Annotated in this window: 13 protein-coding genes; 7 read left to right on the top strand and 6 right to left on the bottom strand. The window is 61.1% G+C overall.

Annotated elements, in window-relative coordinates; genetic code table 11:
• Positions 1–46: 46 nt before the first annotated feature.
• Positions 47–670 (top strand): helix-turn-helix domain-containing protein, encoded by a 624-nt coding sequence (locus EE36_RS15355; RefSeq protein ID WP_039912303.1) that lies wholly within the window; start codon positions 47–49, stop codon positions 668–670.
• Positions 671–761: 91 nt separating this feature from the next.
• Here EE36_RS15355 and EE36_RS15350 read toward each other — a convergent pair whose 3' ends face one another.
• Entirely contained in the window at positions 762–2,480 is a 1,719-nt protein-coding gene (locus EE36_RS15350) for an extracellular solute-binding protein (protein ID WP_005853770.1), read from the bottom strand.
• A gap of 423 nt (positions 2,481–2,903) precedes the next feature.
• Here EE36_RS15350 and EE36_RS15345 point away from each other — a divergent pair, with 423 nt between their 5' ends.
• A complete protein-coding gene (locus tag EE36_RS15345) occupies positions 2,904–3,677 on the top strand; it encodes a 3-hydroxybutyrate dehydrogenase (RefSeq protein ID WP_198005506.1) in 774 nt (257 codons plus the stop codon).
• Between the two features lie 54 nt (positions 3,678–3,731).
• Positions 3,732–4,763: a patatin-like phospholipase family protein gene (locus EE36_RS15340; RefSeq protein WP_005853766.1), complete on the top strand. Its 1,032-nt coding sequence runs from the start codon at positions 3,732–3,734 to the stop codon at positions 4,761–4,763.
• Here EE36_RS15340 and EE36_RS15335 read toward each other — a convergent pair.
• The 4 genes from EE36_RS15335 to EE36_RS15320 all read right to left on the bottom strand — a co-directional run bounded on the left by EE36_RS15335 (position 4,756) and on the right by EE36_RS15320 (position 8,257).
• Complete coding sequence (locus tag EE36_RS15335) at positions 4,756–5,502, bottom strand: DUF502 domain-containing protein (RefSeq protein ID WP_050752204.1); 747 nt, start codon at positions 5,500–5,502, stop codon at positions 4,756–4,758. The genes EE36_RS15340 and EE36_RS15335 overlap by 8 nt on opposite strands.
• A gap of 86 nt (positions 5,503–5,588) precedes the next feature.
• Positions 5,589–6,503, bottom strand: coding sequence for a pseudouridine-5'-phosphate glycosidase (locus EE36_RS15330; protein ID WP_005853762.1), 915 nt, complete (start codon positions 6,501–6,503; stop codon positions 5,589–5,591).
• On the bottom strand, positions 6,500–7,384 hold the full coding sequence (locus tag EE36_RS15325; protein ID WP_039912048.1) for a PfkB family carbohydrate kinase: 885 nt from the start codon (positions 7,382–7,384) through the stop codon (positions 6,500–6,502). Before EE36_RS15325 ends, EE36_RS15330 begins: the two co-directional genes overlap by 4 nt.
• Positions 7,385–7,441: 57 nt before the next feature.
• Positions 7,442–8,257, bottom strand: a complete 816-nt coding sequence (locus tag EE36_RS15320) for a DUF4198 domain-containing protein (protein ID WP_039912046.1) — start codon at positions 8,255–8,257, stop codon at positions 7,442–7,444.
• On the opposite strand from EE36_RS15320, the gene EE36_RS15315 reads away from it, so the two are divergent.
• Positions 8,256–9,581 carry a HupE/UreJ family protein gene (locus tag EE36_RS15315; RefSeq protein WP_005853759.1) on the top strand — a complete coding sequence of 442 codons (1,326 nt, stop codon included), beginning with the start codon at positions 8,256–8,258 and terminating at the stop codon, positions 9,579–9,581. The genes EE36_RS15320 and EE36_RS15315 overlap by 2 nt on opposite strands.
• Before the next feature lie 16 nt (positions 9,582–9,597).
• Here the strand turns inward: EE36_RS15315 and EE36_RS15310 are convergent, their stop codons facing one another.
• Positions 9,598–10,218 carry a thiamine phosphate synthase gene (locus EE36_RS15310; RefSeq protein WP_005853758.1) on the bottom strand — a complete coding sequence of 207 codons (621 nt, stop codon included), beginning with the start codon at positions 10,216–10,218 and terminating at the stop codon, positions 9,598–9,600.
• Positions 10,219–10,374: 156 nt separating this feature from the next.
• Here EE36_RS15310 and EE36_RS15305 point away from each other — a divergent pair, with 156 nt between their 5' ends.
• From EE36_RS15305 to EE36_RS15295, 3 genes are read left to right on the top strand one after another with little or no spacing between them, the layout of a single operon-like run.
• A complete protein-coding gene (locus EE36_RS15305; RefSeq protein ID WP_005853757.1) occupies positions 10,375–11,127 on the top strand; it encodes an RNA methyltransferase in 753 nt (250 codons plus the stop codon).
• A gap of 55 nt (positions 11,128–11,182) precedes the next feature.
• The gene (gene ctaA / locus EE36_RS15300) at positions 11,183–12,334 is read left to right on the top strand and encodes a heme A synthase (RefSeq protein WP_005853756.1); all 1,152 of its coding nucleotides are present in this window, start codon (positions 11,183–11,185) and stop codon (positions 12,332–12,334) included.
• Entirely contained in the window at positions 12,334–13,809 is a 1,476-nt protein-coding gene (locus EE36_RS15295) for a carboxypeptidase M32 (RefSeq protein WP_005853755.1), read from the top strand. Before ctaA ends, EE36_RS15295 begins: the two co-directional genes overlap by 1 nt.
• Positions 13,810–13,917: the final 108 nt, after the last annotated feature.

Here is a 13,917-nt window from a genome sequence, read left to right as displayed (position 1 = left end):
GCGCAGCAGCGTTGCAAGCGCCCCGGCGCGGCGCTATAGCCAGCGCATGACGCAAGACGGCCCGAAATCCATGATCCAGATCGCCCGCGAAAGCGGCGAGACGGAAACCGCCCCGCCTGTTGATCTGGGGGCGCGCGTGCGCGAGCTGCGCAAGGCGCGCAACTGGACGCTGGAGCAAGCCGCCAATCAGGCCGGACTGGCCCGCTCCACGCTCAGCAAGATCGAGAACGGCCAGATGTCGCCCACCTATGAGGCGCTGAAAAAGCTTGCCGTGGGGTTGGAAATCTCGGTGCCGCAGCTCTTTACGCCCCCCTCGGCGGGGCAGATCAACGGGCGCATGGCGGTCACCAAATCGGGCGAGGGGGCGGCCAAGGCGACGACCACCTACGAGCACACAATGCTGGCCGATACGCTGCGCAAAAAGCAGATGCTGCCCTACCGCGCGCGTATCCGTGCCCGCCGGATGGATGAGTTCGACGGCTGGGTGCGCCACGACGGGGAGGAGTTCCTTTACGTGCTGACCGGCGTCATCACCCTATACACCGAATTCTACGAACCCGTCGAAATGCGCCGCGGCGACAGCGCCTATTATGATGCGACGATGGGGCATAACGTCGTCTCTACCAGCGACGAGGACGCCACGATCCTTTGGGTCACATCGCTCACCTAACCGACGGGCCCGCGCTTCATTTTGCCAAGTAAACTCTCCCCGAAGGGCCGCTACGCCGCAGGCACCTTCGCCTGATACCGATACGCGTCGCTTACTGGGCCGGTTCAATCCACCAGACCTCGGGCATATAGTTCGGCCCATCTCCATACAGCGGCACGTGTTCAGGGTATTTCATCGCTGCGACATGCGCGATGCGGTCTTCGGTGAACTGCCAGAACGGAATGACATAGCGCCCGGCGGTCAGCACGCGATCCAGCGCGCGGGTGGCGGCGGTGAACGCCTCGGCGCTGCTGGCCCCGACCATCGTATCGATCATCGCGTCAATGGCAGGGGATTTCACCCCCATCAGGTTGCGGCTGCCTTCCTGATCGGCTGCCTCCGACCCCCAGTAATAGCGTTGTTCGTTGCCCGGGCTCAGCGAAAGGGCGCGGCGGAAGATGGCCATGTCAAAGTCGAAGGCCGCGTTGCGCGCGACGAATTGCGCGTCATCCACAGCGTCCACGCGGGCGGTGATGCCCAGACGGGCCAGCGCCTGGATATAAAGCTCGGCAATGGCGATATTCTCGCTGCTGCCTTTGGACAGCAGGATGCTGAACGACAAGGGCTGCCCGTCAGGCCCCCGCATGGTGCCGCCGTCGGCGCTGAATCCCGCGTCGGCCAACGCGCCCATGGCGCGGCGGATGCCCGCGCGGTTGCGGGCGGATCCGTCGGACACGGGCAGCGCATAGCCGTCAAGCGCGCCGGCGGGCAGATCATCAGCAAAGGGGGTCAACAACTCGGCCACGCGGCCGGTGGCGGGGCCGTCTTGCATCGCCAGCGGGGAGTTCGAGAAATAAGAGGTAATGCGCGGTTGCGCCCCGCCGGTCAGCGTCTCGTTGATATACTCGAAGTTAAAGGCCGCGATCAGCGCCTCACGCACACGGATGTCGTCAAACGGGGCGCGGCGGGTGTTCATGACCAATCCGGTCATGCCCGAGGGTTTGCTATGGGCGAAGGTGGATTTGACCACATCACCGCGCTGCACGGCCGGGAAGTCATATTGCGTCTCCCAGCTTTCGGCGTTGAATTCGCGCAGGGCGGAAATCTCTCCGGCCTTGAACGCCTCGAACAACACATTCGCGTCGCCATAAAAGTCGAGCTTTATCTCGTCGATGTTATGGGTGCCTTTGCGAAACGGCACATCCTTGCCCCAGTAGTCAGGGTTGCGCGTCAGGGTGACCTGTTTGCCGGCTTTATAATCGCTGACCACATAGGGGCCGGAGCCGAGCGGTATATCCGCCAGCGGGGCGTTGGCGAAATCGCGGCCCTCCCATTGCGCCTTGCTCAGGATCGGGCGCATCCCTGCCAGCAGGGCCAGCTCTCGGTTGTCGGTGTTGAACACCATTTTGACGCTGCGCGGACCGGTCTGGGTGATGCTGTCGATCTGGGCATAAAGCCCGTGGTAGCGCGGGTGCCCTTCAGTGCCGAGCATGTCGTAGCTAAAGATCACATCCTCGGGGGTGACCGGACTGCCATCGGAGAAACGCGCCTCGGGTCGCAGGGTGAACTCGACCCAGGACCGGTCCTCCGGGACCTCAATCGATTCGGCCAAAAGACCGTAAAGCGCGAAAGGTTCATCCCACGAACGGCCCATCAGGCTTTCATGGGTAAAGAACGGCAACTGCCACGGCGAGGTGCCCTTGCGCACGAAGGGATTGAGGCTGTCAAACCCGCCGGTGTTGCCCAGAACGATCGCGCCGCCTTGGGGTGCGTCCGGGTTGGCATAGGGCAGCGACACAAAATCAGGTGGGAGAGCAGGGTCCCCATACATAGATATACCATGTGCGGGCTCGGCGCGGGCGAATCCACCGAGAAGAATCAGTGAAGAAACAGCTGCAACTGCCCGACAGCTTTGGAAAAATTTAAACGCCATTTTAGCAACAATCCCGCTCTGCCCTTGTTTTATTAGCGTATTCCTTAGCGATGCGGCGGCTACAGTTCAAACTTTAAGCTTGGATTACGGCGGCGAATTGCGTATAACGAACTCACTGCTCGATAGGTTTCTTGCCTGTATGAAACCTGCCTCAATAACTTAACGTCCGCTTCGTGCGGACGTTTTTTTTTGCCCGTGATCCGGCATATGTCCGGGCAGCAGGGGCATTCCGCCGGGGTGCGGAATTAGCCGTTTCCATTCGTTTCGCAGCCCGCCATGATGCACCTGCAGAAACGCTAGGAGATTTTCATGGCTTACAGCATCGATCTTTCAGGAAAAACAGCAGTCATCACGGGGTCCAATTCCGGTATCGGGCTTGGCATCGCTTGGGCATTGGCGCGGGCGGGGGCGGATGTTGTGCTGAACTCCTTTACCGACCGTGACGAAGACCACGCTATTGCTAAAGACATCGCCACCGAAACCGGCGTGACCGCGCGCTATATCAAGGCGGATATGTCGAAAGCCGAAGAATGCCGCCAGTTGATCACCGATGCAGGGCGCTGCGATATTCTGGTGAACAACGCGGGGATCCAGCATGTCGCACCGATCCCCAGCTTCCCGACCGAGAAATGGGACGCGATCATCGCCATCAACCTCAGCTCTGCGTTTCACACCACGGCGGTGGCTCTGCCAATGATGCGCGAGGCGGGCTGGGGCCGCGTGATCAACGTCGCTTCGGCGCACGGACTGACGGCCTCGCCCTATAAATCCGCCTATATTGCGGCCAAGCACGGGATCGTCGGGCTGTCCAAAACCACCGCGCTGGAAACGGCCGAAGACCCGATTACCTGCAATGCCATCTGCCCGGGCTATGTGTTGACCGATATCGTCGAAAAGCAGATCCCCGACACGATGAAAGAATACGACATGTCGCGCGAAGAGGTGATCAAGAACGTCATGCTCAAGCGCCAACCGTCGAAAGAGTTCGCCACGGTCGAACAACTGGGCGGCACCGCGACCTTCCTATGTTCCGAGGCGGGGGACCAGATCACCGGTACAACGATCAGCGTCGATGGTGGCTGGACCGCCTTGTAATATAACACGCGGGCGCGGGGATACCTCGCGCGCGCCGATTGGCGGAGCGTCTAGATGCAGAAAAAACAGATCAACCTTGCGCTACAGGGCGGCGGCGCGCATGGGGCCTATACCTGGGGCGTGCTTGACCGGCTGCTGGAAGAGCCAGAGCTTGAGATCAGCGGCATTTCCGGCACATCGGCTGGCGCGCTGAACGGCGCTGCGTTGAAGGCGGGGCTGATCAAGGGCGGGCATCAGGCCGCGCGCGATAATCTGGATTGGCTGTGGGACAAGGTCGCCGGTGTCGGGAACCTGCATCTGAACGGCTGGATGGCCCCCTTTGGCGTGGGGGCACTTAGTCAGGCGATGGCTTATAGCTGGCCGGTCATGCTCAGCACGGCGATGACGCAGATCGTGTCGCCCTATGTTTACGGCCCGCTCTATCGCAACCCGCTGCGCGATATCGTCGAGACGTTTGATTACGAACATATCTGCGAGGCGGCGGGACCACGGCTGTTTGTCAGCGCGACCAAAGTGCGCGACGGCAAGATCCGCGTCTTCGAGAAAGAAGAAATCACGCCAGATGCGATCCTCGCCTCTGCCTGTCTGCCGACGCTGTTTCAGGCGATCGAGATGGAGGATCCGAAATCGGGCCGGCGCGAGGCGTTCTGGGACGGGGGCTATACCGGCAATCCGGCGCTTTTCCCGCTGTATTCCTCGGACTTGCCGGGGGATATCGTCATCATCAATATCAACCCGCTTGAACGGGACGAACTGCCCACCACGCCGCAGATGATCCATAATCGAGTGAATGAAATCAGCTTTAACTCCAGCCTGTTGCGCGAACTTCGTGCGATCCACTTTGTGCAGAACCTGCTGGATCAGGGACGTGTCGAGGAAGGCCAGATGCAGCGGTTGCGGATTCACATGATCGCTGACGATGATCTGATGTCACAGCTGTCCACCGCTACCAAAAGCGTGCCGAACGGGGCGGTGATCACCGCGCTTAAATCCGCAGGCCGCACCTCGGCCGAGCGGTTTCTGCAAACGGATATCGACAGCGTAGGCAAGTGCAGTTCAGTCGATCTGCGCAAGATGTTCAGCTAGGGGAAATGCGGTCGGGCCGCGGCGTCGCGGGTGGGTCCACCGGCACCGGTTTCTTTGGCGGATAGACCAGCCCGGCAGAGATCACCAGCTTGGCCGCGTCCTCGACCGACATGTCGAGCTCGGTCACATCCTTTTGCGGCACGAACAACAAAAAGCCCGAGGTGGGGTTGGGCGTGGTCGGCACAAACACCCCCACAAGGTTCGATCCTTCACCCCCTGCGGCGGCGACCTCTCCCTTTGCGGGGATAGAGATAAAACCAAGCGCCCACATACCTTTACGCGGGTATTCTATCATGCAGGCGGTTTCAAAGCTGCGCTCTGACTGGGCGAAAATCGTTTCCGAGATCTGCTTGATGCCGGAATAGATGGTCCGCACAACAGGTGTACGCTCTACCAGACTTTCGGCGAAACGGATGAACGACCGGCCGATAATGCCCTTGGCTAGCCAACCGACGATGACCGTGAACAGCAAGAAGATGATCACACCGATGCCGCGCACGTTGATCTGGGCAGACGGGTCCAACCCGAAATACGTCTGGATCAGCCGATCAGGGTGATAGGCCAGCGGCACCATCGGCAGCACGATCCCGTCGATCCAGCCGATCACGGTCCAGATCAGCCAGATCGTGAGGCCGACCGGCGCAATCACCACCAGCCCCGTCAGGAACGAAGCCCTGATCCGCGCGAACAAAGTCCGGCGCGGTGCGGGAGGAAGGGGCGGCGTAAACGGTGTGTTCATGAATGAAGGTTATCCCACTGCAGCAATGCGTTAGAGCTAGGGCGTTTCACGCGTTGCTACAATGGAGGACGCATAATAATTAAGCTTTATGCGTCTTTTGACATAAGTGCAGCCGCAATTTTGGACGCAAAACGGGCGTTGTTGCGCACCAATGCGATGTTCGCGGTCAGCGACCGGCCTTCGGTCAGTTCGAAGATGCGCTGCAACAGATAGGGGGTCACGGCCTTACCGCTGATGCCGTGGGTATTGGCATCGGCTTGGGCGGCCTTGATGATGGGTGCCAGATCAGCGGCGGCGATTTCATCCTCTTTCGGGATCGGGTTGGCGACCAGCTGCCCCCCAGGCAAACCCATATGACCGCGCATTTTATGGGCGGCGGCGATATCAGTCGCGCTATCCATGCGCAGGGGCGATTTCAGCGGGGAGGTGCTGCTCCAGAACGCGGGGAAGCTGTCTTGGCCGACGGTGATCACCGGCACGCCTTGCGTTTCCAGCACCTCGAGCGTTTTGGCCACATCCAGAATGGCCTTGGCCCCCGCGGCGACAACGGTCACCGGCGTTTGGGCAAGCTCCATCAGGTCGGCAGAGATATCAAAGCTGTCTTCTGCGCCCTTATGCACGCCGCCGATACCGCCGGTGGCGAAAACCGCGATCTCGGCCAGATGGGCGGCGATCATTGTCGCGGCAACCGTTGTGGCGCCGGTGCCGCCCGTGGCGATGCAGGCCGCCATATCGGCACGCGACAGTTTGGCGACATTCTTGGCCTGCGCCAATGCTGTCAGCTCGTCGTCCTCGAGCCCGATGTGCAACCGCCCGTCGATCACAGCGATGGTGGCGGGGATCGCACCGGCCTCACGCACATCCGCCTCGACCTGACGCGCGACCTCTAGGTTTTGCGGATAGGGCATCCCGTGGGTGATGATCGTGCTTTCCAGCGCAACAACGGGGGTGCCATTCGCATGGGCTTTGGCGACTTCGGCAGAGCGGTGCAGGGGAATCATATTTTGGTCTCTCCAGAAACATATTGGGCAGCGGCACTAAGCGCTTGGGTCAGGGCCGCGTCTGGTGCCGCCCCTTTGATTTCAGCCGCGATATGGGCAGCCATGAACGTATCACCGGCACCGGTGACGCGGGTGACAGAGACGGGCGGCGGGCTCTGGGTGATCAGACCGCTTGGCGCACCCACCGTCGCGGGATTGCCGCCATCGGTCACCACCGCGCGAACCGCACCGCGGGACAGCAGCGCCGTGGCCGCATCGCGCGAATTGTCGAATGTCGCCTGACACAGCAGGCCCGCTTCTTCGAGGTTGACGTAAAGCGTGCCGCGTTCCGCCTGCAAAAACGGTGTGAGCCGTTGCGCCTTGCCCGGCGACGCAGGAGCGACGCGCAGATCGGCATGCTCAAGCAGCGGGCTACGTGCCATTTGCGACAGCAGGTCCAGCGTCAGGTTGCCATCCAGCGCCACGGCCCCGCGGTAGGGAGTGGGCAGCGATCCGTCTTCCAACGGGCGCAAGATTTTATCGCCCGCAGCCTCGAGCGAATGGGCATCGGCAATGGCGGCGATCAGGCCGTTGGTGCCCTCGACCGCCATATAGCGGTCCGTGGGCAGATCATCCGAGCGGTACACGTGATCCGTATGCAGCCCGCGCAGCTTGCACGCGGCGATCAGCTCGTCCCCTTCGGGGTCGCGGCCGACGGCGCTGATGAGGGCGGGGGACAGCCCAAAGCGGGCCAGCGCCATCGCGATATTCAGCGCAACGCCACCGGGCAGACGCGAGATGCGACCGGGCATATCAGAGCCTTGTCGCATGACCGTATCGCCACGGCCGATAATGTCCCAAAGCACGGAACCGATGCAGAGAATGTCAGGTGTATGTGTCATGCCGCCGGTATGGCCCAACCGATATGGCGGGCGCAAGGCGCGGCGGCGCGAAAAGGCCTATTCCGGCACGGCAAATGTCAGCGATGCCCAAAGGCTCTCCCATTGGGGGCTGGTGGGGGTGGTTTCCACGTCCGGGGCAGGGCGCAGCACCACGGCATCCACCAGATAGGTCATCCCCGCGGTAACCGGAAATTGGACGTGCCCCGTGTCATCCGTCCGGTATTTGGTCACGGTGACGTTCTTGTCAGCGTCACGTTCATAGACTTCAACCTGCACATCGCGGCGCGGCTCTTGCTGGTAGGTCAGCGCGACCTCCATCTGCTGATCCGCCGCAAGCGTGTAGGGGTTGGTGAGCGCGACAAATTCGGTTTCAAGCCCCAAGGCTTTGTCTTCACCTTGTCCGTCGCCGACCGCGATCAGCGCCTTGGAATAGCGGCTATAGCGTTCGCGGACCTTGTCTTGGGGGTAGCCCTTTGAGCGGTGCTCGGCCAATGCCTGCATGAAATCCTTATGCACGGTAAATCCGACGAATGTTTGCCAGTCTTTATAGGTCAGCATTGTCGCCTTGGACTGATGCGCGACGATTGCCAGCCCTTCCTGATCCGGCGCGGTCATCTTCAGCGCCGGGATATCGCCCATGCGCGCTGAGACCGGTGTGGTTTCCCCGTCAAAAGTCACGTCAAACCGTTCGGTGCTGTTCGGGAAATAGGCGAGGCGTGTGCCCTCAAACAACTCACCGTTGCGGATGTCGGTTGTTATTTCGGTGCCGGTCTGTACTTGATACGCGGGCGCGTCCAACCAGAATTCATGCGCAGTGACAGCCGAAGTTGGTAATAAGAATGATAGTACGAGTACGAAACGGGACAGAAACATGACAACAACCTTTTATAAACTGATACTCAAGCTGGCCTATGCGCTGGTTTTGTCAAGTGGGATGGCAGGGCTCGCGCAGGCGCATGAAGTCGTGCCGACCATCGCCGACGTGCAAAGCAGCGACGGTCAGGTCACGCTTGATCTGCGCGTGAACCTAGAGGCGCTGATGTCCGGCATTGATCTGGACGCGGTGGCCGATACGAATGATGCCGAAAATGCCAGCGATTACGACAGCTTGCGTGCCTTGCCGACCGGTGAGGTCGCGGCCCGTGCGCCGGAATTGCTGGCCCAGTGGAACGCGCTACCGCTGCTGCGCGCCGATGGGGAGCCTGTGGCGCTGGAGGCAGTGGCGCTGACGCTTCCCGAAGATGTGAACCCAGAGCTGCCCCGTATCGCAGAATGGTCGCTGCAAGCAACGGTGCCGCAAGACACGCGCGGGCTGGTGGTGTCATGGCCCGATGGGTCAGGCGCGCTGGTCCTGCGCCAACAAGGGGTCGAAAACCCCTATACCGGTTATCTGGACGGTGGCGCGGAAAGCCCCGAAATTTTGCTTGCGGGCGGCGGACAGCAATCCGCGTGGGAGGCCTTTACCAGCTATATTCCCGTCGGGTTTGACCACATCCTGCCCAAGGGGCTGGATCATATCCTGTTCGTGCTGGGCCTATTTTTCCTGTCGACACATCTGCGCCCGCTGATCTGGCAGGTTACGGCGTTTACGGCAGCGCATACGGTGACATTGGCGCTTGGCGCGCTTGGCTGGGTGACTGTTCCCGGCAGCATTGTCGAGCCGCTGATCGCCGCCTCTATCGTTTATGTCGCGGTCGAGAATATCTTTCTTGCAGGGCTCAGCCCGTGGAGACCGCTGGTGATCTTTGGCTTTGGTCTGTTGCACGGGCTTGGTTTTGCCTCGGTGCTGGGGGAATTCGGCTTGCCGCAAGACCAGTTCATCCCGGCGCTCATCGGGTTCAACATCGGGGTAGAGATCGGGCAGCTCACCGTGATTGCAGTCATGTTCCTCTGTGTCTGGCAGGCGCTGCGGGTGATGCGCGGGCAGGGTGACCCGCGTGCGGCCAAGGGGCTTTATGTGGCGCTGACGGTGATTGCGCTGGCGCTGTGCATCGTGCCGATGCCCGCCGTGGCCGCGCTGCTGGAGGCACCGGTGCCGGTGTTCCTGATCCCGCTGGCGCTGGTTTTTACCGGGTGTTTCCTGTCGGTGCAGTTCCGTCAGGTCGCGGCACCCTACCGTCGCTTTGTCGCCATCCCGGCTTCGGTCGCGATTGCGATCATCGGGGCCTATTGGTTCGTAGAGCGGGTGTTCCTGTAACACCCGCCCTGCGCGGTTACTTCATCGCGGCAATCAGATCAGCGAGCGCCTGCTGGGGTGTTTCGCTGGTCCAGATTTCATCCCCGATGCCGAAAAAGTCGGTAACGGGGGTGAGCGTGCGGATCAGATCGGTGTTGAGCCCGCCTTCGGCGACGACCGGCACTTCGATCACTTCGGACCACCACTGGAACAGGTCTTGTTCGGCGTGGGTGCCATCGTCCAGCAGGGACGCGTTCACCGGACCAAAGCTGATGTAATCCGCACCCGCTTCGCCTGCGGCCATGCCGTCGTGACGCGAGCCGTTGCAAAAGCTGCCGACAATGGCGTCATCGCCCAAGGTCTTGCGCGCATGACGCACGGAGCGCGCCGCATCCGACAGATGCACGCCATCAAGCCCCAACCGTTCCGCCAGCAAAGTGTGATCCGCAATCACCAGCGCAATGTCACGCGCGTCGGTGACGCCCCGCAGCGCATCCGCCGCGCGCATCACGCGATCTTCGTCACGGGTGCTAAGCGCCAGACGCACGCAGGCCACATCATGCGCATCCAGCACACGCGCCAGCTGGTCGGGAAAGCTGGAGAGTTCAAGCTCGGGCGGGGTAATCAGGTAAAGCTGCGGCTGTTCGGGCGTATCCATGGCTTGCTGTCCTTTGCATTATTGCGCGTCAATTAGCGGATCACGCGGGGAAAGAAAAACTTTTATGCCTTCGGCGAGGATTTTTTCCCATTTGGAAGGCGGATGGAGCGCCCCGTCGTTCTTGCGAGGTGCGCGCCGCGCGCGTATGAGGTGCCCATGAATGATACAGTAGAACACCCGCAGATCCCGGCCTTTGTGCTTGTGCGCCCGCAGATGGGCGAAAACATCGGTGCCGCCGCTCGCGCCATGTGGAACTTTGGCCTTGATCGCATGCGCATTGTCGCGCCGCGTGACGGCTGGCCGAACCCTTCGGCCGTTGCCATGGCATCTGGTGCGGGGCGGTTGCTGGATGAGGCGGTGATCTATGATGATCTGGCTGGTGCTGTGGGTGATGCTGCCTTTGTTTTTGCCACCACGGCGCGTGATCGAGATCTGACCAAGCCAGTTTATAGTCCTGAAGCGGCTATGGCGAAAGCCGCGCAGATGATCCGCGAGGGCCGCCGTGTGTCGGTGCTGTTCGGGCCGGAACGGGCAGGGCTTGAGAATGACGATATCAGCCGCGCGAATGCGATTGTCTCGGTGCCGGTGAACCCTGCCTTTGCTTCGCTTAACCTTGCGCAATGTGTGTTGTTGATGGGCTATGAGTGGATGCGCGCGCAGGGCGATGTCGTGGCCGAGCAGGTCGAGATGGCGGGCACCGACTGGGCCGACAACAGCGAGATCGAACATCTCGCACGGCATTTCGAGGACCGTCTGGACACCGCCGGCTTTTTCTATCCCGAGCACAAGGCCGCCAGCATGAAGATCAATCTGCGCAACATGTGGTCGCGCCTGCCGCTGACCCGTGCCGATGTGCAGACCTTGCACGGCACCCTGCGACAGATGGTACGTTGGAAAGAGCGCGGCTAGACCTTTGTGCGCTTGTGTCCTACTTCTGCACAAACCCTAGCAGACGAGAGGCACCATGGCCGAAAAACGAAAGCTGTTCGAGGACGTAGGCGAGGCGCAGGCCACGCGCCCCGTGGCACAGGCTGGCGGCATTGACCGTGGGCGGGGTGGGGCACGCCGTGGCATCCGTATCTGGCTGTTCATCCTATTCGCATTGGTCTTTGTGATGATCGCCGTGGGCGGTCTGACCCGATTGACCGATAGCGGCCTGAGCATCACCGAATGGAAGCCCTTTACCGGAGCCATGCCGCCGATGAACGAGGCGGACTGGCAGTCGGAATTCGCCAAATACCAAGAGATTGACGAGTTTCAGGTCCAGAACTCCTGGATGGAACTGTCTGATTTCAAAGCAATCTACTGGTGGGAATGGGGCCATCGGCAGTTGGGCCGGGTGATTGGTCTGGTCTGGGCTGTCGGGTTCTTGTGGTTTCTCTTGCGTCGCCAGATCCCCGTTGGCTGGTCCGGGCGTTTGCTTGTGTTGGGCGGTCTTGGCGGTCTGCAGGGCGCGATCGGCTGGTGGATGGTGTCATCGGGCGTCACCACCGGAGAGGCGGTTCTGGATGTCGCCAGCTACCGTTTGGCCACGCATCTGGGGCTTGCCTTTGTCATCCTCGGGTTCATCACCTGGTATGCGTTGCTCTTGGGCCGAAGCGAGCGTGACCTGATGCAGGCGCGCCGCGCCAAGGAGGCGAAGCTGTTCGGCATGTCGACGGGCCTGTTGCACTTTGCCTTCCTGCAGATCCTATTGGGCGCGCTGGTCGCGGGGATCGATGCGGGGCGGTTCTTTGTCGATTGGCCGCTGATGCAGGGGCAGTTCTTTCCGCCTGACGCCTTCAGCATCATGCCGGTCTGGCGCAACTTCTTTGAAAACCCCGGGCTGGTGCAGTTCATGCACCGCATGGCGGGCTATCTGCTGTTTGCCTTTGCTATCGTGGTCTGGCTGCGCGGCCGTAAATCGGCGCATCCCAATACGCGCAAAGCGTTCAACCTGATGATGATTGCGATGCTGGGGCAGATTGCCTTGGGCATTGTGACCGTGATCAACGCCGCACCGGTACATATCGCGATCTTCCATCAGGTGCTTGCCGTGGTGCTGTGGGTGCTGATCCTGCGCGCCCGCTTCCTGAGCGCCTATCCCATTCCGACATCTGTACGAGGTAAATCCTGATGAGTGCTTTTGATGAGCTGATGGCGTTCCAGCGCGAAACCGAGGCGCTGGCACAGGTCGCAGGCCGATTGGGCTGGGATCAGGAGACCGTCATGCCACGCGGGGCCGCCCCGCAGCGTGGCGAGGAGATGGCGGCAATGGAAGGCGTGCTTCATGCGCGCCGTGTGGATCCGCGCATTCCCGAATGGCTGGACAGGATCGACGAGGCGGCGCTGAACCCCGTGGGACAAGCGCAGCTGCGTGACATCCGTCGCAGTCACGCGCGCAGCTCTAAAGTGCCCGCAGCCCTTGCCGCGCGCATCGCGCGGGTCACCTCGGAAGCGCAGGGCATCTGGGCCGAGGCGCGCGCCGCCGATGATGTCGCGGCCTTTGCCCCGACCCTGGCCGAGGTGATCGCGTTGAAGCGCGAAGAAGGGCAGGCGCTGGCTGCTGGCGGCGATGTCTATGACGCGATGCTGGATGATTATGAACCCGGTGCGCGTGCTGCCGAGCTGGAGGCGATGTTCGGCGCATTGCGCCCCGAGCTGACGCGCCTGCGTGAAGCCGTGCGCGCCGCCGAAGCACCGCCGGTGCTAGAGGGCCGTTTTGACGCGGAGACCCAGATGAAGCTGACACGCCAGCTCGCCACCACCTTCGGCTATGATATGACCATGGGGCGCGTGGATAAGGCCGTGCATCCGTTCTCAAGCGGGTCCGGGCTTGATGTGCGGATCACCACACGCACCAACGAGCTGGACCCGTTCAACTGTTTCTATTCCACCATCCACGAGGTCGGGCATGCCTGCTACGAGCAGGGCATCGACAAGGACTACCTTCTGACGCCGCTGGGGGCGGGGGTGTCTATGGGGGTCCACGAAAGTCAAAGCCGCATCTATGAAAACCAGCTTGGACGTAGCCGTGCCTTTACCGGCTGGTTGTATGGTCAGATGCGCGATGCCTTCGGTGATTTTGGCGTAGCGGATGAAGAAACCTTCTACCGCATCGTCAACCGCGTCTCTGACGGCTATATCCGGACCGAGGCCGACGAGCTGCAATACAATCTGCACGTGCTTTTGCGGTTTGATCTGGAACGCGCTTTGATGGCGGGTGATCTGCAGGTCGGTGATCTGGAAGCCGCGTGGAACGACAGGTTCGAAGCCGATTTCGGCTATGCGGTTGACCGGCCCTCGAATGGCGTGCTGCAAGATGTACATTGGTCGGTCGGGTTGTTCGGCTATTTCCCGACATATTCCGTGGGCAATGTCTATGCCGGGTGCCTGAATACGGCGCTGCGCCGCGATGTACCGGAACTGGATGCGCAATTGGCGCAGGGCGATACCTCTGCGGCGACGGGCTGGCTGCGTGAGAATGTCCAACGCCACGGCGGGCTTTACGCCCCGCGGAATCTGATCACGCGCGCCACCGGGGAGCAGCCGAGCGAGGCCCCCTTGCTTTCCTATTTGACGGAGAAATTCAGCACTCTATATGCATTATAGTCTGGCCGAGCCCGAAAACGGTCGGTTGAATTGCATTTACTTGATCTGATGACCCTAGCGTCAATATCAAGTTTGCTATTGCGCCTGAAATATGCGATATGATGATCA

The sequence above is a fragment of the Sulfitobacter sp. EE-36 genome, from assembly GCF_000152605.1.
Classification (GTDB): Bacteria; Pseudomonadota; Alphaproteobacteria; order Rhodobacterales; family Rhodobacteraceae; genus Sulfitobacter; species Sulfitobacter pontiacus.
This window is presented reverse-complemented; position numbering and strand designations above follow the sequence as displayed.

What these genes read in the sequence shown, in the direction of transcription:
- EE36_RS15355 (WP_039912303.1), top strand. Translation starts at nt 47, where the DNA reads ATGACGCAAGACGGCCCGAAATCCATGATCCAGATCGCCCGCGAAAGC.
- EE36_RS15350 (WP_005853770.1), bottom strand. Translation starts at nt 2,480, where the DNA reads ATGTATGGGGACCCTGCTCTCCCACCTGATTTTGTGTCGCTGCCCTAT.
- EE36_RS15340 (WP_005853766.1), top strand. Translation starts at nt 3,732, where the DNA reads ATGCAGAAAAAACAGATCAACCTTGCGCTACAGGGCGGCGGCGCGCAT.
- EE36_RS15335 (WP_050752204.1), bottom strand. Translation starts at nt 5,502, where the DNA reads ATGAACACACCGTTTACGCCGCCCCTTCCTCCCGCACCGCGCCGGACT.
- EE36_RS15330 (WP_005853762.1), bottom strand. Translation starts at nt 6,503, where the DNA reads ATGATTCCCCTGCACCGCTCTGCCGAAGTCGCCAAAGCCCATGCGAAT.
- EE36_RS15325 (WP_039912048.1), bottom strand. Translation starts at nt 7,384, where the DNA reads ATGACACATACACCTGACATTCTCTGCATCGGTTCCGTGCTTTGGGAC.
- EE36_RS15315 (WP_005853759.1), top strand. Translation starts at nt 8,256, where the DNA reads ATGACAACAACCTTTTATAAACTGATACTCAAGCTGGCCTATGCGCTG.
- EE36_RS15320 (WP_039912046.1), bottom strand. Translation starts at nt 8,257, where the DNA reads ATGTTTCTGTCCCGTTTCGTACTCGTACTATCATTCTTATTACCAACT.
- EE36_RS15310 (WP_005853758.1), bottom strand. Translation starts at nt 10,218, where the DNA reads ATGGATACGCCCGAACAGCCGCAGCTTTACCTGATTACCCCGCCCGAG.
- EE36_RS15305 (WP_005853757.1), top strand. Translation starts at nt 10,375, where the DNA reads ATGAATGATACAGTAGAACACCCGCAGATCCCGGCCTTTGTGCTTGTG.
- ctaA (WP_005853756.1), top strand. Translation starts at nt 11,183, where the DNA reads ATGGCCGAAAAACGAAAGCTGTTCGAGGACGTAGGCGAGGCGCAGGCC.
- EE36_RS15295 (WP_005853755.1), top strand. Translation starts at nt 12,334, where the DNA reads ATGAGTGCTTTTGATGAGCTGATGGCGTTCCAGCGCGAAACCGAGGCG.